The following is a 20,675-nucleotide window of genomic DNA, read 5'->3' as shown; positions in this document are numbered from 1 at the left end:
GGAGGCGATGACCACAGCCACGAATGTCGATGCCACCGCGGTCAACACGATGCGCTGGCTCTCAGATCCCGCCACCACGATCGTCGTTCCCGTCTACCAGCGCCAGTACCGCTGGGACATCGACGGATGCGAACAGCTGCTGGCAGACATCCGTGCGGTCGCAGACTCCCGCGACGGCCACCACCACTTCATCGGCTCGATTCTCTCGTCGGCGAGCCATGACGGTGATTCGCGCGAGCTCGTGCTGATCGACGGGCAGCAGCGCATCACGACCCTCATGCTGCTGGTCGCGGCCCTTCACCACGCCGTGCTGCAGCATCCGGAGCTCACGGGAGACGTGACGCTTGCCGAGAAGCTGCGCGCTGTGCTCGCGAGGGCGGACGACCCGAACCGCACCAAGCTGCGGCCCCACCGCGAGTGGGCGCAGGTCTTCGAGAGTGTCGTGCTCGACCGGCGTGGGGCGGATGCCGAGCTGCGGGATTCACGCTTCGACGACAACTACGCCTTCTTCCGCAGCCAGATCCCCGCGAGTGAGGTTCCCCGCATCTGGCGCGGCTTGCAGCGCCTCGAGCATGTCGCGATCGCCCTCCACGAGGAGGCGAACGCGCAGCAGATCTTCGAGAGCCTGAACTCGACGGGCGCGCCCCTGCGTGACCACGAGCTCATCCACAACTACGTGCTCATGGGGCTGACACACGCCGAGCAGAGCGAGATCGAAGACGAGTTCTGGCTGCCGATCGAGCGCAACACGGGCACGACGATCGGCGAGTTCTGGCGGCACTACCTGATCGCGACGACGGGGCGCGAGGTCGACACCGCGATCCCGCGCGCGGTCTATGACGCCTTCCGACACGAGTTCCCCCGGCTCGACGTCGATACGCTGCGGGCCAGGGCGACCGAGTGGCGGGAGTTCTCGGAGATCTACCGCACCCTGTTGCATCCAGAGTCCGAGGCGGATGCGACGGTCTCGCGCCACCTCTCCTACCTCGGCACCTTCGGCCGGGGCATGTTCCCGCTCGCGATGCAGGCCTACCGCGATTACTCGCGCGGCACCGCGAGCAAGGAAGAGCTCATCGAGGTGCTGGAGCGCCTGCAATCGCTCCTCCTGCGCCGCTCGGTCATCGGCCTCAGCACCAAGCGCCTCGTCGCGCGCATGTGCCGCGCGCGGCTTGAGGGCACGGAGCAGCTGCTGCGCGCGATCGCCCGCGTCACGCCATCGGATGCCCGAGTGCGGGTCGCCCTGAAGTACGGGGCGCTCCCCCACCCCGCCTACGTGCTGGGTCGCATCGCAGGGGTCGACAGCACGGAGGGACTCGATGTCGACCACGTGCTGCCGCTTGCCCCTGGCGATGCGTGGACGGGCGACGGCGAGCGCAGCTGGGCCGAACTGAGCGAGGACGAGCAGAACAGCCACCGCGCCCTCGCCCCGACGATCGGCAACCTGACGCTGCTCGAGGAAGATCTCGCGGAACGCGGCATGGAGGCGCCGTTCCCGCAGAAACGCGCCGTCTACGGCGCAAGCGCGGTCGGTATCTCGCGGGACCTCGCCGAGCTGCCCGGCTGGGGCACGGCGGCCATCGGTGAGCGCACGGCGGCCCTGACCTCCGAGTTCCTGCGCATCTGGCCCACCGCACCGGAGGTCGGCATCGACGACGACGGCCTCACGCCGATCCTCGACGCGCAGCGCCGCAGCGGTTGGCCGCGCGGCTGGGAGCGCGAGTTCGAGTACGTCGAGTATCGCGGCGAGCACTGGGAGGTCTACGACGTCAAGTACCTCTTCAACCGTGTCTTCAAGCGCCTGTGGGCGGATGACCGGGCAGCCGTCATCGCGTTCACGGAGCAGCGCGGCGGCCCCATCTTCGACGAGCAGGCGTGGACGGGCCACTGGGACCAGATCGATGCGGACCATTTCATCTACATGGGCTGGGACTCCAAGTACATGCTGACGGCACTGCAGGGCCTGCTGGAAGAGGCGGGCATCGCGTCCGAGGTCTTCGTCAAGTACTCCTACATCGGCGAGGTGATGTGATGACGGCAGCGCCCCTCCGCACAATCCCTCTCACCGATGACTTGATCGTCGGGGCCGCCGAGATCGTGCGCACCGAGCGCGGACTCGTGCCGCACCGCCTGCCCGCGTGGGCGCGCGCCCAGTGCGCAGACCCGCAACTGGCCATGGTGGAGGCGCAGGCATCCGGTGTGCGCATCGCGTTCCGCTCGGAAGCGACCCACATCGAGCTCGACCTCCTGCGCTCGCGCACAACCTACGCCGGCGTTCCTCCCCGCGCGGACGGCATCGTCGACCTGGTGATCGACGGCGAGCGGCATGCCCACGCCGTCACTTCCGGTGGAACGCTCGTCACGATCGACCTTGCGACCGGCACGAGCGCCGTCGACGACGGGCCGCCCTTCACCGCGCGTTTCGACGCGCTTCCCGCCGGGATGAAGGATGTCGAACTGTGGTTGCCGCACATCGAGAACGTCTCGATCGTGGCACTCCGCGCCGATGCGGAGGTCCTGCCGCGCGCGACATCCGATCGCCCGCTCTGGGTGCACCACGGCAGTTCGATCAGCCACGGCTCGAATGCCGCCCACCCGACGGGAATCTGGCCCGCCGTCGCGGCGAGACTGGGCGGTGTTGAACTGCGCAACCTGGGCTTCGGCGGCAGCGCGCTGCTTGATCCCTTCGTGGCTCGCACCATCCGCGATGCGCCCGCCGATCTCATCAGCCTGAAGTTCGGCATCAACGTCGTGAACGCCGACCTCATGCGCTTGCGGGCGTTTGGTCCGGCGCTCCACGGCTTCCTCGACACCGTGCGCGACGGGCATCCCACGACGCCCCTGCTGGTGATGTCGCCGATCTTCTGCGAGATCCACGAAGACACCCCCGGTCCGGGCGCCTTCGACTTGGAAGCGCTGAAGGACGGCGACATGCGCTTCCGTGCGACGGGCGATCCCGCCGAGGTCGCGCAGGGCAAGCTCACGCTCACCGTCATCCGGCGCGAGATCGAGAGGGTTGTGACCGAGCGCCGCAGCAGCGATCCGCACCTGTTCTACCTCGACGGCAGGGAACTCTACGGCGAAGCGGATGCCACGGAGTTCCCGCTTCCCGATGCACTCCACCCCGACGCCGCGACCCATGCCTTCATGGGCGAGCGCTTCGCGAGGCTCGCGTTCGGCGACGGAGGGCCGCTGGCGCCCGAAAGCGTCTAACGGCTCCTGCGCGTCTCGCGGTCGTTGGCCTTCTGGATCGCGTCGACGAGTTCGTCCTTGTTCATGCGGGAGCGGCCGGGCACGTCGAGGCGCTTGGCGACGTCGTAGAGGTGCTCCTTGGTCGCGTTGGCGTTGACACCGCCCTTGGTGTCGCCCTTCGAGCCGCGCCCGCCCGATGCCTTGGTGTCGGAGGGGCCACTCGATGACTTCTTCTCCCAGCGGTCGCCGACCTTCTCGTACTCGTGCTTAAGGGCCGAGAAGGCGGTGCGGTGGGCGCGTTCGCCTTCGCCGTAGCTCTCCACGGCCGAGTCGTGGGCCTTGATCCAGATCTGCTGCGCGTGCTTCGGTGAGCGCTCGAGGGTCGAGGGAAGTTCCTGTGATCCCGGCATCCGTATCCTCCTTGTGCCGCTTGTGTCGCGACGGTAGGAGCGTCACCTCTGTATTGCCCGAGAGCGTCACATCCTGAAGTGGGAGGCCCCGTTGAGGTCGAGGATGGCGCCGGATGCCCACACGGCCCCGGGCGAGGCAAGGTAGACGATCGCCTCGGCGATCTCCTCCGGCGTGCCGACACGGCCGAAGGGGCTCTGCGCGCGGAGGGCGTCGCCGGTGGGGCCGTCGAGCTTCGCTGCCTGTCGCTCTGTGGCGATGAAGCCCGGGGCGACGGATGCCACGGAGATGCCGTGCGGCGCGAGCCGCGGTGCAATCGACTGCCCGAGAGCGTGCAGGGCTGCCTTCGTGGCGCCGTAGGCGGGGTAGTCGGGTTCACCGCGGAACGCGCCCCGTGACCCCACGTTGACGATCGCCCCGGGAGCCTCCCGCTCGATGAGGTGCCGGGCGAAGGCCCACGTGAGGTGGGCGGGGCCGAGGAGGTTGGTGCGGGTCATCCCCTCCCAGGCGCTGCGCCACGCCTCCCAGTCGCCCTCGTCGATCGGGTGCTGGTTGTCGAGCGAGGGGCCGTCGGCCGCGTTGTTGACGAGCACGTCCAGGGGGCCGACGCCCGCGACGGCGCGGTCGACGATGCCGCGGGCTTCCTCGGCGTCCGCGAGGTCACCCGCCACGACAGCGTGGCCCTCGCCCGCCAGCAGCGCGAGGGTCTCCTCCGCCGCGGCACGGCTGTTCGCGTAGTGCACCGCGACCCGGTCGCCCGCAGCAGCGAACGCAATGGCGGTGGCCCGTCCGAGGCCCCTCGAGGCTCCTGTGACGAGCACGCCGCGTCGAGTGTTGTCGGTCATCCTGGCCCCTTGCAGCATCCTGGTGAGCGCACGGTCGCGCGATGTTCAGGGTACTCGCACGCTGTGCGCGCGGCTGCCTGGGCACTCGCGGGCGCATGGCTAGACTGCACGCGTGCCACACGACCGTCCGCCAGTCGACGACCCCCTTCAGGATGGCGACGAATCCCTCCAGGATGGTGCCGAGCGGATTCCCGACGATGCCCCCAGGCACACACCCGTCTGGGCGTTCCTCTCCGCGGCGCTGCTCTCGCTCGAGGCGTGGCTGCGTTCGCACGGCGGCAAGAAGCTGCAGTACAGCATCCGTGCCTTCTGGGCCATGGTCGGGGTCGCGGGCCTCGTGCTCATGTTCGGCCCCGTCATCAACAAGCCCATGGAGCTCGAGGACATCACCTCCTCGGCATCCTCCGTGACCGAGACCTGGATCGCCCGCAAGTTCGACGTCGACTACACGATCACCCGCGCGCCCAACGGCACCGTGCGTGCCGAGGTTGTCGAGACGATCGACGCACTCTTCCCGGAGGACGTGACCGAGCGCGGCATCGAACGCGTGCTCGCAAGCAACTACCAGGGACACGACCTCGCGCCCAGCGACATCCGCGCGACCCTCGATGGCGCCCCCATCGAGGTGCGGCGCAGCGCGACGCCCGATCAGGTTCGGCTCTCGATGATGGGCGATCAGGAGCTGACGGGCGACCACCAGTACGTGCTCGAGTACACGCTGCACCATCTCGCCTACCAGACGACGGATGAGGCGTCGGGTGCGCCGATCGACATGCTCGAGTGGGACGTGTTCGGGCCGTCGTGGCCGCAGGGATTCGCGGCACTCGACGTGACGGTCACGCTGCCCGAGGAACTCGACGAGCGGCTACTGCGGCAGCCGCGCGGCGGGCTCGCGTGGACACTGTTGTCGGCGAGCGACTGGATCGAGGCAGAGGCGGATGCCCCGCCCGGCACCGCGGTCTACAACTTCACCAACGAGCAGAACATGCCGCCGCACTCGAGCGCGTGGTTCACGATGTCCTTCGAGGCCGACACCTTCACGATGCCGCCGAAGTCCACCCTCTGGTGGGTGCAGACCTTCGGCCCGCTCGCGCCGCTGGCCTTCCTCGCGGTCACACTCCTGTTCGCGCTCGCGGCACGCGCCGTCGCGTGGGGCGATGAGCGGGGGCGTCCGTGGTTCACCGCGCAGGCGGAGCCTCCGCACACGGTGTCACCGCGTCTCGCCGCGCAGATCCTGCGCACGCCTCGCACGATGGAGCTCGCGGAGGCCCTCGAGAGTCGCAGGCGGGTGCGGGTCGCACAGGTGGCGCGGCGAGCCGGCCGCGTGGGCGACCTGCCGCGGGCGCTGACGCGATACCTGACCGCCCGGGAACGCCGTGAGCAGCTCACCAGGGGCCTGCGGCGCATCCCGCGCGGTTTCGTGCGCGACCTCTTCATCGCCGCGCCCATCGCGCTGACGATCGTGCAGTGGGGGCTCGTGCGCCAGCTCTCGCACCAGGCGACGCTCGCGATCGTGTGGTGGCCTGTTGCCTTCGTGCTCGCGTCTTCGGCGATCGCGATCATCGTGCTCGCGATCGCGCTCTCGGCGCGGCCGCTCACGGAGAAGGGCGCGCTCGTTCGGCAGCACCTGCGCGGCATCGAGGTCTACGCCGAGCGCACGCAGCTCCTCGACCGCACGACGACACGCGACAGGCTGCTCCCCTACGTCGTGCTCTTCGGTGCTCCCCGTGCGACCGCGCGCCGGGTCGGCGAGCTCGCCGCGCAGGAGGCGACGGCTCCGGATGACGCGGCCGAGCGCGAACCGGACCCCGTCGGCTACCTCTCGCCGGCTCGCATCCTCGTGCGCCTGCTCGCCCTCGCACTCGTTGGCGGCTCGATCGCCATCGCGAGCACAATGACGAGCCCGTACGAGCGCGAGCCGGATGCCCTCATGTACGAGGGCGACCTGCCCGGTACGTGGGGTCACACCGTGCGCTCCTTTGAGGCGAGCGCCGAGTTGAGTCGCAGCGCGGACGACCGGGCCGTGCTCGAGGTGAGCCAGACGGCCCTCGTCGACTTCGACGACAGCATGCGGCATCCGCCCCAGTACATGCACCAGTGGCCCCGCATGCACGATGGCCAGGACCTCGGACTCGAGATCGAGCGCGTGACGGTGGACGGCACAGCGGTGCCCTTCGACACGGGCCTCGACGGCGACGACACCTACGTCGTGACGCGCATGGTCGAGGTCATGAGCGGTGAGCACGAGGTGCGCATCGACTACCGCTATACCTCCGCAGCCACGGCGGCGGATGCTGTCAGTGGCGACCGCGTCGAACGCGTGCGATGGGCCGCGCTGGTCGAGGGCTGGGAGTACGACTACGGGTGGGACCAGGACGGCGAACTCGAGCCGTTCACGCTGGAACTGCGCATCCCGCAGGGGCTCGAAGAACTCATGCGTGACGGCGGTTGGCTGACGAAAGACCCCGACACCTCCGAGGTCGTACGGGAGTGGATGGAGGCGCCCATCCCCTTCGGCACCGTCGCACGCCTCGACCACTACGGAGATGACGCTCCCGAGCCGGGCAGCGTCACGGAGGACACGACGTCACGCAGCGAGGAGGGCACTCGGGTGTACCTACTGGAGCTCCGCCATGGTGAGCACGGCAGCTACCCCTCGCGCCTCGGCTGGACCGACCTCGGCACGATCCTCGACTTCCCGGAGGGAACCTTCGCCGGGCCCGACGCCTCGGCGCTCGACCAGATCGAGGCGGAGAAGAACATGCCGACGGCGCTGGTCGGGGCACTCTCGGTCATTGCCGTCGGCCTCGGGCTGCTTACCCTCGCGAGGGGATCGCTGCGCGAGAAGGCCCGCCGCCCGGGCCTGCTGCGGGACATGATCCGGTGGCTCGCCCCCGCTGCGGCGCTCGGGGCGCTCATCCTGTGCTTCTGGGCGACGATCGATATGGCGAGCGATCATCCCGCGTTCGGCTCGATTGCGCTCCCGATGCTTGCGGGCCTCGCAGCCGCCGTCATGGCTCTGATTCTCACTCGGCGGCGCAAGCGGGGATAACCGCGCTTCCCCCGCATTTCCATGGTACTGCGGCAGTGGGGACTTGCCGCAAGACCCCCTCGCTGGTGCAAGATCATTCGCCGAGCGAAGGGGATGCGATGCACGATGTGATTGTGGTCGGTGGCGGGCCGACCGGGGTGATGCTGGCATGCGAGCTCGCACTGCAGGGCGTCGAGGCACTCGTACTGGAACGGGATCCCGAGCCGACCACGATTGTGAGGGCGCTCGGCCTGCACGTCCGAAGCATCGAGCTCATGGGGCAGCGCGGCCTCCTGGAGCGCATGCTCCCGTTGGGCCAGACGTACCCGCTCGGCGGGTTCTTCGCGGCGCTCACGGCACCCGCACCCAAGCTCGACACTGCGCACCCCTACGTCTTGGCCATCCCACAGACGGTCACGGAGCGCATCCTGCTCGAGCGGGCCGAGGAACTCGGCGTCGAACTGCGGCGCGGGTGCGAGGTCGTCGGCCTGCGGCAGGACGACGACGAGATGACGGTCGAGCTCGCGGATGCCTCCTCCCTCCGGGCTCGCTACGTGGTCGGATGCGACGGCGGGCGCGGCCGGGTGCGAGGGATCCTTGGCGTCGACTTCGTCGGCGAACCGAGCCGAAACGACACCCTCCTCGCCGAGGTGGCGCTCAGCGCACCGCTCGCCGAGATCATGGCGACCGTCGCGGAGGTGCGCACAACGCAGCTCCGCTTCGGCGCGGGCCCGATCGGCGACGGCTACTACCGCGTCGTGGCGCCGGCGCGCGAGGTGGCACGGGATCGCTCGGTGCCGCCGAGCCTCGATGACCTCAAGGAGGCGATGCGGCATGCCGCCCGCACCGACTTCGGCGCACACTCCCCTCGCTGGCTCTCACGCTTCGGTGACGGCACCCGACTCGCCGCGCGCTACCGCGTCGGCAGGGTGCTGCTCGCGGGAGATGCCGCGCACGTGCACCCTCCCGTCGGCGGGCAAGGACTCAATCTTGGGCTGCAGGATGCCGCCAACCTCGGGTGGAAGCTCGCCGCCGAGGTGCTCGGCCGGGCGCCGGATGGGCTGCTCGACAGCTACGAGCGCGAACGGCGGCCCGTGGCATCCGCTGTGCTCGACAACACCCGCGCCCAGATGGAACTCATGTCACTCGAGCCGGGAGCCCGGGCGGTACGTCGGCTCCTTGCGCAACTCATCGAGATCGGCGAGGTGAACCGCACGCTCACCGAGAAGGTCACGGGCGTCGATGTGCGTTACGAGCCGGGCCAGCACCGCCTTGTCGGCACCCACCTGCGCGACATGCCTCTGGGCGACGGCAGGCTCTACGAGCGGATGCGCGGGGCACGCGGTCTGCTCATTGACCCCGCCGGCCGGTGCTCCGTCACTGGCTGGGCCGACCGCGTCGACCACGTGCCTGAGCGCTGCGACGAACTCGGCGCTCCGGCCGTGCTGCTGCGACCCGACGGATACGTCGCATGGGCAGGTGATGACGGGGCCGAACTCCCCGAACACCTCGGCCGCTGGTTCGGCGCGCCCGCCGCCTGAGCTCAGTTCGCGCGAAGCCGAGGCACGAACCCCTTCCGCCCGCTGAGGAAGGCAAGCAGCCACTCGAGCGGCCCCTGCCCGATCGTCTTCCTCCACACGGGGGCGACGACGAGCGTCACGACCGTGAAGATCATCCAGGTCGTGGCATCCGGGGCCCACCCGGCAGGGTCGATAAGGTACCAGGCTGCGAGGGCGAGCACGTGCGCCGTGTAGACCGTGAGGGGCATGGCGCCCGCGGCGGCGAGGGGGTACAGGATGGCGCCGGCCAGCCTGCCAGGGGCACCGGCCCGCGGCGAGGTGGCCCACACCAGCATGGCGACGACGACGGCCGCGGCACCGAGGGCCGAGAGCTGCAGGGCCAGCGTGGCAGGCCAGGCCTCAGGGTCGGCCGAGGGGTCGAGCGCGGGCGTCAGCACGAGTCCCAGCAGGAATGCTGCGGCACCGAGGCCGCCCATCCAGCCCTGCGTCGCGGGCCGGGTGATGTCGGCACGGGCCAGGAGATAGCCGCCGATGACCGAGGGCAGCCACGTGACGAGCGGGTAGTCGCCGGTGAACGTCCAGCTCAGCGCCTGCTCCAAGACGGCGCGCGGTACTCCACCGTCACTCGCGTACGGCATCCGCCCCACACCCGCAGCGATCGCTATGTGCCCGACGAGCATGAGGGCAGAGGCGCCGAGCAGCAGCCACCGGCTCGGCACGATGAGCAGCGGAACCATCAGGAGGAAGAGCAGCCCCCACTCGTCGATGACGACGCTGACGCCCGAGAAGAACGATTGGAGCAGCAGGCCGAGCGCGAGCAGCAGGATGCCGCGGATGGCGACCTGCAGGCGCACTCGCACCCGTGGAGTCCCCGCCACGAACAGGCCGAGAGAGATGCCGCCGACCAGGGCGAACAGCATCCGTGGCCTGGTGCCACCCGAAAGCTCGTCGAGCACGACAAAGACTCCCGACGGCTCACTGACCGAGATCGTGTGGGCGGTGAACATGCCCAGCACGGCGACACCTCGCGCGATGTCGAGGCCCCGGATGCGCGTGTCGGGTGCTCGCATGGCCCGGCCGGGTGCGGCCCGCTATTCCCCGCTGCGGATCTTCTCGGCCGCGCCGGGGTCGGAGTCGTCGAGGAACGTGGCCAAGCGCTCGACCTCGTCCTCTTCGCCGATCGCGTCGGCGGCGCGCTGCAGGGCGAAGAGCGCGCGAAGCACTCCCCTGTTGGGCTCGTGCGACCACGGGATGGGGCCCTGGCCCTTCCATCCGGACCGGCGCAGCGCGTCGAGGCCGCGGTGGTAGCCGACCCGTGCGAAGGCGTAGGACTCGAGAGTCTTGCCCGCCTCGAAGGCCTCATCGGCGAGGAGCGCCCACGCGAGGGATGACGTCGGGTGGGCCATCGCGACATCGGATGCCGCGAAGTCAGCGTCGGCGATCGACTCAAGCACTTCGGGCTCTTCTGGCAGCAGGGTCGGCTCGGGGCCGAGAAGGTTCGTGGGCATGGGTCAACGCTAGCCGAGCGCTAGCCTTGAAGGGCGACGGCAGGAGGATCCAATCCCGAACGAGAAGCACACGACGAGGCCCACTCCCTGGAGTTCAATTCCGAGCGGGCCGCACGACATCCGCCTCGTGGTCTGCGACATGGACGGCTCGCTGCTGACGGATGACGGCGCGGTACCCGATTCCTTCTGGCCGCTCCTGGAGGTCATGCGGTCGCGCGGCATCGCCTTCGTTCCCGCGAGTGGCCGCCAGTATGCGGCGCTCAAGAAGGTGTTCTCACGCATTGATGGTGAGCTGACCTACATCGCTGAGAACGGCAACCTCGTCGTGCGGGATGGGAAGGTGCTCTCGTCCACGTCGATGGACGCCAGCACGGTTCGTGAGGTGATCGACACCGTGCGAGCGAGCGAGAGGGAGCTCGGCCTCGTCGTCTGCGGCCTCCAAAGTGCCTATGTCGAACGCACCGAGCCGACCTTCCTCGCCGAGGCGCAGAAGTATTACGCCCGGTTGGAGACCGTCGCCGACCTGACCGAGGTCACCGACGAGGTGCTCAAGCTGGCGACCTTCGACGACGTGGATGCGGAGAGCACCGCGAGCACGACCTTCCGCAACCTCGGCGAGACCCATCAGGTCGTCGTCTCTGGCAAGCACTGGGTCGACATCATGAACGACGGCGTCGACAAGGGCCGCGGCCTGCGCGCGCTGCAGGAGTCCTCCGGCATCACACCCGAGCAGACGGCCGTCTTCGGCGACTACCTCAACGACCTCCAGATGCTGGATGCCGCGGAGTGGTCGTTCGCCATGGCCAACGCACACCCGGCGGTCCGCGATAACGCGCGCTACCTCGCGCCGAGCAACCAGGAGCACGGCGTCGTCACGGCGCTCGCCCACCTGCTGAACATCTGACGACGGAGACAGTCGCCGCCAGCGTGAGACGTGCCCCAGCACGCGGCATCGTCCTGCCACCTGCCCGACGGAATCGTGCCTTGCTACCGCGCGACGCGTCGCAGTGCTCGTGCAGCGCGGCGAGCCGCACGCGCGACGAACTCCCTGAGCTGTCCGCCTCCAACATCACGGCGGAGTTCAAGCGTGCCGTCGCTGTGAAGCGCCAGCCAGCACCTGTGCCCTGCGAGGAACGGAGACCCGGCGGCGTCAGCGAGAACCGCTGGGTCTGCTCGCAGCGGCGTCTCGAAGGTCCAACCGGCGCGTCGGACGCTGGCGACGAGGCGCCCACCGCTGGATGTATCCCTTCGGCTGAAGACACGGATCGGGTCGAGCGTTGCCCTTGCGAGCCCTGAACTCACGCGAGCCCGGCCCGGGACCAGGTATTCGGCTCGTTCGATGCTGTCAAGCAAACGCAATTCCACCCAGTCCGATCGCAGGTCCCTGCTCGCGTCGAGGTCGCGCTCTGTGAGCGCGCTCTGCTCGACCCCCGGCGGCGGCTGCCAGATCGCTGCGCGTGTCATCGACGACGAGGGACGGACGCGTGCCACCTCGCGGGGAGTGAAGGTGAGCGCATCCTGCCCGTCCCGCAATACGCGCACCCGGATCTCCAGCGTGAGGGTTCCGCCCCGTGTCCAACGTGCGGAGATCACTTCAGCTCGGCATTCGAGACCGGCCTCGAACTCGGCAAGACGCAATAACTCGGCGCGTCGTCCTTCCTTCAAGAACCTCGAACGAATCCTCAACGGGAAGGCGAGGCCCTTCTCGACGCCAGGGCCAAATCGTTGGCGGGCGATGGGAATAACGGCGTCGAGGAACGCCTCGCGGTAGACCTCAGGGTACGCAACCATGCGCGCTCCATCGAGGCGCTTCAGGATCTTGCCGCGATACCAGTGACGAAACAGGGTGTCCCGCAAGGAGCCGGGTGCTGTCTTGTCCTCCACCAGGTCGAGGACCCTCTCCAGATGGGGAAAGTACGTGGCGGGGTCGATTCGCGACGAACTGGCGCTGCCTTGGTTCTTGACCCAGCCGTAGCAGGGTTCCGTCGCGAGAACCGAGATCGTGCGCGCGCTGAAGTACGCCTGCATGACGAAAAGGTGATCCTCTAAGCGCACCCGACCGTCGGGAAAGCGGATGTTGTGCTCACGGAGGAAGGACATCCTGAACAGCTTGTGGGGCGTGAGCAACTCGAGGATGGGGTCTTTCCCTAGCGTCGCCCTGGGGATATCGCGGCGGAAGATGGCCCGCGGAATCCGGCGCCCAATCCCCACGACCTTGCCGATGACAACATCGGAAGAGTGGCGATCGGCGTAGTCGCAGAGCTGTTCGAGCGCCCGCTCGAACATCACGTCGTCCTGGTCGGAGAAGAACACGTATCTGCCGCGGGCGGCATCGATGCCGTGGTTGCGAGGCGTCCCCGGCCAACCCGTGTGTGCGAGCGTGAGCACGCGGACGTTTGCTCGCGTGGCGGTGATCTCGGCGAGCCGACGGCGCGTCGCCTCGTCAGACCCGTCGTCGCACAGGATCACCTCGAACTCGTCAGGCTTCAGCGTCTGGGCATCGAAGGACTCGATGAGGGTCTCTAGACCCGGCCCCGGATTGAATACCGGAACCACAACGCTCGCTCGCACATGCCCGAACGTACCTCCGAGGCCGTTTCCTGCACACTGGGCAGAACGCCGAGATTCGTCCCACGAGACTCGCCTGCAGGCGACGAGACAGCGGAACGGCAGGGCACTCCAAATACTCTCTCGTTCCACAGATTTCAATCCCTGACGCCGAACGACAGGACTCCTTACCCTCTTGGGCATCGGACGCCTCAGGAGGTCTTGACATGCTGACGGAAGCTTTGCGTCCAGCACAGCTGGACGTCGTAGCGCTCGACGAGCACTCGTGGAGAGTCGCGAGTGTCGAGCTGGGACCGGCACACCGGCACTGCGTCCTGGCCTACGTGGAGGAGCGGAAGCCGGGGCGGTTGTCGGTGCTCATGCTCGCGCCACGCGCGGGCACCCGGGCAGAGTGCTCGACGATGGCTGAGGCCATGCACTTCATTGCGGAGTCTTCATGGGCCGGTTGACCTACGATTCGACGACGCATATCGACTTCGATGACCGGGTGCTGGCGCATCTTCAGGTGGTGATGGGCGCGAAGCTCCGACGAAAGGAGTCGTTCTTCTTCACCTGGACGAATGCGCAGGACATCGGGGACGGCCGGGGCTCGCTGTGGATCCATCCCGCGATCCCGCTCTACTTCAAGTTCACGGGGGGCCGCCCGCCGTCGATCAACCGCTCGTGGATCGACGCGCTCATGCTGACGGCGAATACACCGGGCGGACTGAGACTGATACCGGAGCCAGACGTTCGACTCCCTGATGCGGCGGAGGAACAGGAATGAAGCGCGTTCTCGTGATCTACGACGGCATGCAGTATTCGGTCGCCGCGGAGGACCTCGACCGGCTGAAGTCGTCCATCGAGGAGGCGGTCAGCTCTGGACGACCGCGCTGGGTGAGGGTCAACGAGGGCGAGGGTGCCCCAAGGACGGCCGAGGTCTTCGTCGGTCCCTCCACGTCGATCGCGCTGATCGTCGAGCCCTCGTCGGGCGAAGAAGCGCTCTGACCGCACCTTCGGCAGCTGAAAGGAAGAAGCCAATCGTGAAGCATGTCACCTACTCGGAGAAGTCCCTATTGATGGGCGACGAGGCGGCTGATGTCCTGATGGAGTACAGCGCCCTGCTGGGCCAGTACGGCACGGCCGATACTGTGACGCTGCGGTGCTTCGGGGCGGATGCTGACGAGGTGGATGCCACCTTCGTGCTGAACCAAGGCTCCGCGCTGATGGCTGAGACGACCCACACCTCGATGGCGGAACCGGACAACACTGAGGCGGTGAGGGTGATGCGGGCGAAGATGAAGCGGCTCGGAACCCCTAGCCTCGTGAGCCCCAGCGACCAGACCGCGCCAAGCTACTACGACGACTTCGACCTCGAAGCGTAGGCCCTGCCACACCGTTGGGATGCGGCTCCGCGAGCTATGGCCCGGGACTGACGAGACCGCCGAGCAGCAGCGAGACGACCATTGCGACGATGACCGAGTTGAAGGTGAACGCGAAGAGCACGTTGGTGCGCACGAGCCCCCACGCCTCGCGGGACCGGATGTCGGCGGAGACCGTTGCCGCCATTGTCGACAGGAGCACCGCGAGGGTGAGGTAGTCGGCGAAGCGGATGTCTCCGTCGATGCCGATCACGATGTGCGGATGCTCGCGGTCACTGCTGCTGCCGAGGCGCATGTACTGCAGGGCGAACGCGTAGACCATGAGCGCCCATGAGCCAGCCACGCAGAGCAGGCCCAAGGCCACGTAGAGCAGGTTGCCGCGGTACGAGGCATCCTGCGCGATCAGGACGGTGACGCCGACGGCACCGATCGCGGCCATGAGGGTCCAGCTGGATGCGCCGCCGTAGCCGAGCAGCGTCGACCACCACTTGCCCTGGTACGCACGCTCACGCTCGACCTGCACCGCGAGGGCGCGCGGGCCAGGGCGGGAGTAGGCACGGTGGGTCCACAGGAGGTAGATGGCGGCGAAGGCTGGCCAGATGAGCAGGTATGCGTCGATGCCGAAGGCGAGCGCGTCGATCCTGCCCAAGTCGCCGCGAATCGCCGTGAGGCCGAGGGCAAGTCCCGCGCCGACGACCGCAGAGATGAGGGAGCTCCAGTTGGCTCTCGCGGTGTCGCTCACGTAACGGTTCAGCACTAGAAGAAGTTTATGCTGCTGCCCTGTACGCATTCGCCTACACGAACGCCGCACCCCAGGCATCTCACGCCGCCTCCGCTGTAGTGTGACCGGCATCCGAGCCTGTGAACGAGCGGAAGAGGAGCGCACTGTGGCTGGGAAGGAACCCGCGATGTCGCGATCCGACATGCCGCTGGCGGAGGCGCTCAATCGTGCGACAGCGCTGCGCCGTGCTGAGGCCGACGAGCTTCTCACCGCTGCGCAGGCTCGGCGGATGCGCTGGCACGCCCAACTGCTGGGCGGCTCGTCCCTCACCCCCGCCGAGGTCGTGCGACGTGCCGTCGCCCTCCAGGGACAGGATCTCCCGGGCGTGCTGCGGGCGATCGCCATCCGCTCCCGTGCGGGCACGACCCTCGCCGATGTGCGCGCGGCGTTCGCAGCCGGAGAACTCGTGCGCTCGTGGCCCATGCGTGGCACGCTCTTCGCGACCACGCCCGAGCAGTTGGCCGCCCTGCTGCACTTCACTGGTGAGCGTCTTCACCGAGCGGCGGCGCGCCGACGAACCGATCTTGGACTCGACGATCGTGTCGTCGACGCCGCCCGCGAGGTTCTCCTGGACGGGCTCGGCTCGCGGCCACTCACCCGCGCCGAAGTGCTCGCCAGTTGGGAAGACGCGGGCATCGGGACCACCGAAGGCCGTGGCTACCACCTGATCGCCCACTTCGCGATCGCGGGCCTCGTGCACTGGGGAGCATTCGCCGGCTCCGGCTCCGAGCAACTGCTCACCCTCTCCCCCGCGAACGTACCGGCAGACCCCGATGCGGCGCTCGCCGCGGTGGTGCGCGGCTACGTCTCAGCGAGAGGTCCCGTGAGTGAGTCCGACCTGGCGTGGTGGACGAAACTGCCGCTCGGCGTGCTGCGCCGCGCCGTGGCATCCGTCGACGACGTTGTCACCGTCTCGGTGGACGGCGCGCCCGCATGGATGATCGGCGAACCGGCGCCGGCCGCGGCAAGCGGGGTGACGCTCATACCGGCCTTCGACGAGTGGATCCTCGGCTACGCAGACCGCTCGCTCGTCGCAAGCCCGCGGATGCTTGAGGCACTCGTGCCCGGAAACAACGGCGTGTTCCGCCCGGGCATCCTGGTCGATGGCGTGGTCGTCGGCACGTGGCGCATGCCGCGGGGCAAAGCGCCTGTCATCGAGCTGGTGGAGCCGGTGCCGGCACGGACGCGGCGCGCGATCGATGCGGCCATCAGCGATTGGCCGCACGCGGCAGATTAGACTCCGATCGCACCCATCCCGCGCCACCGACTCGAAAGCACGCCCTTGACGCCACGTCCCCCTCACGCCCGAGGATGACCACCGCCGAGGCCGTCGGCATCATCGGCGAGCTCATGTCGTGGATCGGCGGGGTAGTAGGCGTTCTCTGCTTCTCGGTCGCGCTCGTGCTGCGCGTGGCTGGCGGCAAGCGGCAACCCGTGCAGGTCACGGTGGTCGACGACCTCGAACACCGCCTCGTCGCGATCTGGACCGTCGACGACCGCACCTATTCGCAGGCGATCGACCCCAGCATCCGCCTCCCGGACTGGACTGTCACGGGCTACGTCTCCCCCGCGCGTCCCGAGCGCGTGGCGTTCACCAGGCGTTCACAGGCCGAGCGGATCTTCATGACGCTGGCCATCGTCATGCTGGCCACGGGCGCGGCCGGGTTCATCGCGTCGTCCGTCTCGCTGTTGTTCTGACGGCCCTCACGCCGAGGAGGTTCGGATGCGCACCTCTCGCTCCATGCGCTTCTCGTGACGCGCGCGACCCTTGAGCGCCTCCGCTTCCCGGCTCTTGGGGGGAGCGTTCGTCACGAGGTCATCGAGCAGCCGTCGCGTGGCCTGCGCGATCTCGTCGATCGCCCGCTCGAATACCTCGGCGTTGGCGCGCGAGGGGTGGGTGGACCCACTCGCCTTGCGCACAAACTGGAGGGCGGCCTCATGGACCTCTTCGTCAGTGGTCGGCGGATCGAAATTGTGGAGCACCCGGATGTTGCGACACATGCGAGGAGGATACTCCTGGCAGTGCACGGAGGCGAGTCTTACTCGCTCTCCTTGTCGCCCTTGGTCAAGGCAATCTTGCGCGGCGACGGCAGCTCCTTGAATGGCACGTTCACTTTGAGCACCCCGTGGTGGAAGCTCGCCTTGACGTTCTCCTCGTCTGCCTGCTCGGGAAGCATGATCCTTCGATAGAAGCTGGTGGCGCTCTCGCGCACGACATACTTCTTCTTCTTGTCCGTTTCCTTCTCGGTCTTCTCCGCTTGAATCACCAACGCACCCTGGTCGACGTTGACGCTCACATCCTCGTCGGAAAAGTGGGGCAGGTGCACTTCGACCGTCAACTGCTTGTCGTTCTCGGTGTAGACGTCCGTCGTCGGCAGCGCTGCCGTGCGGGAATGACCGAACAACCCATCGGAGAAGAGCTGCTTCTGAAGGGAGGTGAACTCCGCCAGCGGATCGAATCGAACTAGGTTGCGTGCCATGGTGGCTCTCCTTATCTGGGACTGGTGTCGTACACGCTAACGCCGCTCATTGCACGGTGTAGAGCCATAGGTCCCGCGTTCCGTGCTGCCGAAGGCGGGATCGCATGGCAGGACCAATTCCCCTATTCGTGCGAACGTCGCGGAGACGATGCTTGAGCCAACCCAGGCCCCATTTGCGGGGCCAGGGAAGTGGAGGAGAGAGCTGCATGACTGATTCCGCGCGGTACACCCCCGAGGATGCCTCGTTGCCGATTACGCAACCGCTGGATGTCGACGCCCTGATTCGCGCACTCAACGACGCCGACGAGCACGGCGGGACAGCGTGGGGCTCGAGCAGCAACGTCTGAGCCACACGACGATGTGTCACCCATCCGTGCAGCAGTCGCGAGTGAGGAATCCCGCGATCCCGAACGGAATCGTCTGTGGTCGCCTCATCCCCTGCTGCGCCACTGCGCGTTGAGGATTGCTGCCTGAGTGCGTCGTTCGATCCCAAGCTTGACCAGAAGACCGGAGACGTAGTTCTTGATCGTCTTCTCCGCCAGCCCGAGCCGCTGCCCGATCTGGCGATTCGTGAGGCCCTCACCGATGAGCGCAAGGATCTGTCGCTCGCGGAGACCGAGCGAGGCGAAGCGGGGATCAGGCGCATCTCCGGCAGCGAAGGACGAGCGAATCCGTTGCGCGGCCATCTGGTGCATGAGCGTCGCCCCGCCGGCTACCGCGCGTACGGCTGCGGCGAGATCGAACGCCCCCACATTCTTCAGGATGTAGCCCGAGGCACCGGCAAGGATGGCGCTGCGACTCGCTTCGTCGTCGTCGTACGCGGTGAAGAGCAGGCACTTGATGGCCGAGTTGAGTGAGCGAAGTTGTCGGCACAGGTCGATTCCGCTCCCGTCAGGGAGGCGAACATCGACGATCATCACCTCAGGGGCAAGCGCCGGGACCCTTCTGAGAGCCGTGTGGAAGTTCGCTGCCTCGCCGACGACCTCCAGCCCCGGGTCGGCCCTCAGCACGCTGGCAATGCCGAGCCTCACGACCTCGTGGTCGTCGACCAGAAAGACGCGAATGGGGCGGGGCGGGATCGTGAGTGTCATGGCAGGGGCACGACCCAGGTCGCAGATGTCCGGCGTGGCTTCTTCGAGACTTCAAATGAGCCCCCGCGCGCCAGCGCCCGTTTACGCATGTTGGCCAGCCCACCGTTTGGCGGCGTCGCCGACATGCCTACCCCGTCGTCCTCAACGGTCAGCACGAAGGAGCCATCGAGCACTGCAACATCCATCTCTACCCGATCGGCGCCTGAGTGCCTCACCACATTGGCGAGCATCTCACGGGCGACCGCGGTGACGTCATTGAGCAAGGAGCCAGTCACCATCGTGTCGATCGGGCCCGAGAGGTTCATGTTCACCGGCTGGGGTAGCAGGCGCGAGGCTTCCTCCGCCAGGTCCATCAGCGCCTGTCGGGCCGACTCAGGCGGGGCGGGGTTGATGGAGAAGATGGTCGTTCTTATCCGCCGGATGGCGTCATCGATACGATCGATCAGGCTCGCGCTGAGGGCCTCCTCGAGCACGTTGGAGTTTCGGCTCAGGACATTCTTCAGGTCCAGGCCCACACTGAAGAGGATCTGTATGACGTGGTCATGCAGGTCCCTCGCTATGCGAGCGCGATCGGTTGATCGTTCATGCGCCTCACGAGCTACGGCGAGATCCAAGACCAAGGACATGCGCTCGGCAAAATCAGCGGCAGCGTGCACTTCTGTGTCGCTGATCTCGGGGGAACCAGGCTGCCTGGCCGCCGCCAGCACCGCGCAGACCCGCTTCTGACGCGTGATGGCGAAGAACAGCACGGGACCCCTCATGCCATCGGTCTCGAGGGAGAGCGTCTCCGGGCCGTGACTGGTTCGGGCACCGGTGGCGCGGGGCATGCCATCTCCCAGCACACTGGCTCCCAGCGTCTCGCCGGCCGAGTAGGTCCTGCCGACGCATCGTTCACGGTCGGGCCCTTCGACCGCCACGACTCGAATCGATCCGGATGCGGGGCCAGGCTGCAGCACGGCGATTCTCTCCCCCTTGCGCTCGGCCGCGAGTTCGGCCGCGATCGTCCGCAAGCTCTCATGCGGGTCGACCGCCAGCAGCGCGGTGCTGACACGAGAAGACGCGTTGCCCCATTGCTCCCGCACTTCGATCTCCTGATAGAGGATGGCGCTTCGAATCAAGTTGCCTGCGAGGTTTGCGAGTCCCGCTGCGAGCTCGATGTCCTCACGCTCCAGGCGTCTCTGGTCCCCGCTGCGCAGGTGGAGGGTGCCGAAAGGGCCGTTCCCGAGGCGAACCGGCAAGGAATGCCAGCGTTCGTCGTTCTCTGCGGCGTTGCCATGCGTCCACGGTTCTCGGTCGACATCACCGTCGCGGGTCGCCATGATGAGCTCGGAACGTCTTCCACCTCGGTCATCGATTTCCAGCACCGCGCGCTCTGCCCCGACCATGTCGACCGCGACATCGACGAATCGCTGCAGAACGGCCCTGGTCTCGATGGCTGCGCTCATTCTCTCCAGGGCGAGAAACAAGGGATTCACCCGAGGATCTGCGCGCGACATGGGGCTTGGCTGCTCGGCGACCTGCCTGACCGTTCGCTCAGCCTCGCGGCCGGTGCCGTAGGAGTATGTGCTATCCCCCTCGCGACCATTCATAATCGATTCTCCTCTTCGGGTTCATCGACTACGCATCCGACAACCGTTGACCGGTTGCACCCGGCTGCTTGCGTCGAGGCTTGTTCACATGGACAAAGTAAACAGCGCAACATCCGTTTTGCCCACCCCCTTCGCCAACCCCTGATTCCGCTACGAGCGCGATCATCTAATGCCGAGATCGCTGAGGGAGATGGGACCAAGGTCCCCCGGCATGACGGCCCCCTTCGCAGCCGAAAATGGCCTGTGGGGAGGCCTCGGCGGTGGGACGTTTGGCCCGATCGCGGAGCGCGTTGAGGGTGAGTAT

General features: G+C 67.6%; 21 protein-coding genes. 11 read left to right on the top strand and 10 right to left on the bottom strand.

Annotation, left to right across the window (positions count from 1 at the left end; translation table 11 throughout):
- Positions 1–7 precede the first annotated feature (7 nt).
- Both FVA74_RS05255 and FVA74_RS05250 read left to right on the top strand, forming a co-directional pair.
- Positions 8–2,029: a DUF262 domain-containing protein gene (locus FVA74_RS05255; RefSeq protein WP_147720965.1), complete on the top strand. Its 2,022-nt coding sequence runs from the start codon at positions 8–10 to the stop codon at positions 2,027–2,029.
- On the top strand, positions 2,029–3,210 hold the full coding sequence (locus FVA74_RS05250) for an SGNH/GDSL hydrolase family protein (RefSeq protein WP_147720963.1): 1,182 nt from the start codon (positions 2,029–2,031) through the stop codon (positions 3,208–3,210). The genes FVA74_RS05255 and FVA74_RS05250 overlap by 1 nt, the downstream gene beginning before the upstream one ends.
- Here the strand turns inward: FVA74_RS05250 and FVA74_RS05245 are convergent.
- Positions 3,207–3,599 (bottom strand): ChaB family protein, encoded by a 393-nt coding sequence (locus tag FVA74_RS05245; RefSeq protein ID WP_147720961.1) that lies wholly within the window; start codon positions 3,597–3,599, stop codon positions 3,207–3,209. The genes FVA74_RS05250 and FVA74_RS05245 overlap by 4 nt on opposite strands.
- A gap of 66 nt (positions 3,600–3,665) precedes the next feature.
- Positions 3,666–4,442, bottom strand: a complete 777-nt coding sequence (locus FVA74_RS05240; RefSeq protein ID WP_147720959.1) for an SDR family NAD(P)-dependent oxidoreductase — start codon at positions 4,440–4,442, stop codon at positions 3,666–3,668.
- 112 nt (positions 4,443–4,554) lie between these two features.
- On the opposite strand from FVA74_RS05240, the gene FVA74_RS05235 reads away from it, so the two are divergent.
- Both FVA74_RS05235 and FVA74_RS05230 read left to right on the top strand, forming a co-directional pair.
- A complete protein-coding gene (locus tag FVA74_RS05235) occupies positions 4,555–7,494 on the top strand; it encodes a DUF2207 domain-containing protein (RefSeq protein WP_147720957.1) in 2,940 nt (979 codons plus the stop codon).
- Positions 7,495–7,592: 98 nt separating this feature from the next.
- On the top strand, positions 7,593–9,014 hold the full coding sequence (locus tag FVA74_RS05230) for an FAD-dependent monooxygenase (protein ID WP_147720955.1): 1,422 nt from the start codon (positions 7,593–7,595) through the stop codon (positions 9,012–9,014).
- Between the two features lie 2 nt (positions 9,015–9,016).
- On the opposite strand, the gene FVA74_RS05225 is transcribed toward FVA74_RS05230, so the two are convergent.
- Positions 9,017–10,063: a DUF418 domain-containing protein gene (locus tag FVA74_RS05225; protein WP_147720953.1), complete on the bottom strand. Its 1,047-nt coding sequence runs from the start codon at positions 10,061–10,063 to the stop codon at positions 9,017–9,019.
- Positions 10,064–10,084: 21 nt separating this feature from the next.
- Positions 10,085–10,501, bottom strand: a complete 417-nt coding sequence (locus tag FVA74_RS05220; RefSeq protein ID WP_147720951.1) for a DUF3151 domain-containing protein — start codon at positions 10,499–10,501, stop codon at positions 10,085–10,087.
- A gap of 127 nt (positions 10,502–10,628) precedes the next feature.
- Here FVA74_RS05220 and FVA74_RS05215 point away from each other — a divergent pair, with 127 nt between their 5' ends.
- Positions 10,629–11,405, top strand: a complete 777-nt coding sequence (locus FVA74_RS05215) for a Cof-type HAD-IIB family hydrolase (RefSeq protein WP_370454523.1) — start codon at positions 10,629–10,631, stop codon at positions 11,403–11,405.
- Between the two features lie 83 nt (positions 11,406–11,488).
- On the opposite strand, the gene FVA74_RS05210 is transcribed toward FVA74_RS05215, so the two are convergent.
- Positions 11,489–13,252, bottom strand: a complete 1,764-nt coding sequence (locus FVA74_RS05210) for a glycosyltransferase family A protein (RefSeq protein WP_147720947.1) — start codon at positions 13,250–13,252, stop codon at positions 11,489–11,491.
- A gap of 253 nt (positions 13,253–13,505) precedes the next feature.
- On the opposite strand from FVA74_RS05210, the gene FVA74_RS05205 reads away from it, so the two are divergent.
- Genes FVA74_RS05205 through FVA74_RS05195 form a run of 3 tightly spaced genes read left to right on the top strand, consistent with a single transcriptional unit; the run spans position 13,506 to position 14,433 of the window.
- A complete protein-coding gene (locus tag FVA74_RS05205) occupies positions 13,506–13,835 on the top strand; it encodes an ATP-dependent DNA ligase (protein ID WP_147720945.1) in 330 nt (109 codons plus the stop codon).
- Complete coding sequence (locus FVA74_RS05200; protein WP_147720943.1) at positions 13,832–14,056, top strand: hypothetical protein; 225 nt, start codon at positions 13,832–13,834, stop codon at positions 14,054–14,056. Before FVA74_RS05205 ends, FVA74_RS05200 begins: the two co-directional genes overlap by 4 nt.
- A 35-nt stretch (positions 14,057–14,091) precedes the next feature.
- Entirely contained in the window at positions 14,092–14,433 is a 342-nt protein-coding gene (locus FVA74_RS05195; protein WP_147720941.1) for a hypothetical protein, read from the top strand.
- 34 nt (positions 14,434–14,467) lie between these two features.
- Here FVA74_RS05195 and FVA74_RS05190 read toward each other — a convergent pair whose 3' ends face one another.
- Entirely contained in the window at positions 14,468–15,187 is a 720-nt protein-coding gene (locus FVA74_RS05190; protein WP_168220064.1) for a DUF1345 domain-containing protein, read from the bottom strand.
- A 151-nt stretch (positions 15,188–15,338) separates the two neighbouring features.
- Between FVA74_RS05190 and FVA74_RS05185 the strand changes: the two genes are divergently transcribed.
- Positions 15,339–16,448, top strand: coding sequence for a DNA glycosylase AlkZ-like family protein (locus FVA74_RS05185; protein ID WP_147720937.1), 1,110 nt, complete (start codon positions 15,339–15,341; stop codon positions 16,446–16,448).
- Positions 16,449–16,522: 74 nt separating this feature from the next.
- Positions 16,523–16,909, top strand: coding sequence for a hypothetical protein (locus FVA74_RS05180; protein WP_147720935.1), 387 nt, complete (start codon positions 16,523–16,525; stop codon positions 16,907–16,909).
- A gap of 6 nt (positions 16,910–16,915) precedes the next feature.
- Here the strand turns inward: FVA74_RS05180 and FVA74_RS05175 are convergent, their stop codons facing one another.
- Together FVA74_RS05175 and FVA74_RS05170 are read right to left on the bottom strand one after the other, a co-directional pair.
- Positions 16,916–17,212, bottom strand: coding sequence for a DUF2277 domain-containing protein (locus FVA74_RS05175; protein WP_147720933.1), 297 nt, complete (start codon positions 17,210–17,212; stop codon positions 16,916–16,918).
- Positions 17,213–17,250: 38 nt separating this feature from the next.
- Entirely contained in the window at positions 17,251–17,691 is a 441-nt protein-coding gene (locus FVA74_RS05170; RefSeq protein ID WP_147720931.1) for an Hsp20/alpha crystallin family protein, read from the bottom strand.
- A gap of 206 nt (positions 17,692–17,897) precedes the next feature.
- Here FVA74_RS05170 and FVA74_RS13575 point away from each other — a divergent pair, with 206 nt between their 5' ends.
- Positions 17,898–18,038 (top strand): hypothetical protein, encoded by a 141-nt coding sequence (locus FVA74_RS13575; RefSeq protein ID WP_168220063.1) that lies wholly within the window; start codon positions 17,898–17,900, stop codon positions 18,036–18,038.
- An 84-nt stretch (positions 18,039–18,122) separates the two neighbouring features.
- Here FVA74_RS13575 and FVA74_RS05165 read toward each other — a convergent pair whose 3' ends face one another.
- Positions 18,123–18,782, bottom strand: a complete 660-nt coding sequence (locus tag FVA74_RS05165) for a response regulator transcription factor (protein WP_147720929.1) — start codon at positions 18,780–18,782, stop codon at positions 18,123–18,125.
- The gene (locus FVA74_RS05160; protein WP_168220062.1) at positions 18,779–20,278 is read right to left on the bottom strand and encodes an ATP-binding protein; all 1,500 of its coding nucleotides are present in this window, start codon (positions 20,276–20,278) and stop codon (positions 18,779–18,781) included. The genes FVA74_RS05165 and FVA74_RS05160 overlap by 4 nt, the downstream gene beginning before the upstream one ends.
- Between the last annotated feature and the right edge of the window lie 397 nt (positions 20,279–20,675).

This window comes from Salinibacterium sp. dk2585, assembly GCF_008001035.1.
Classification (GTDB): Bacteria; Actinomycetota; Actinomycetes; order Actinomycetales; family Microbacteriaceae; genus Homoserinimonas.
The sequence above is the reverse complement of the archived record's forward strand: the minus strand, read 5'-3'. Positions and strand labels throughout refer to the sequence as shown.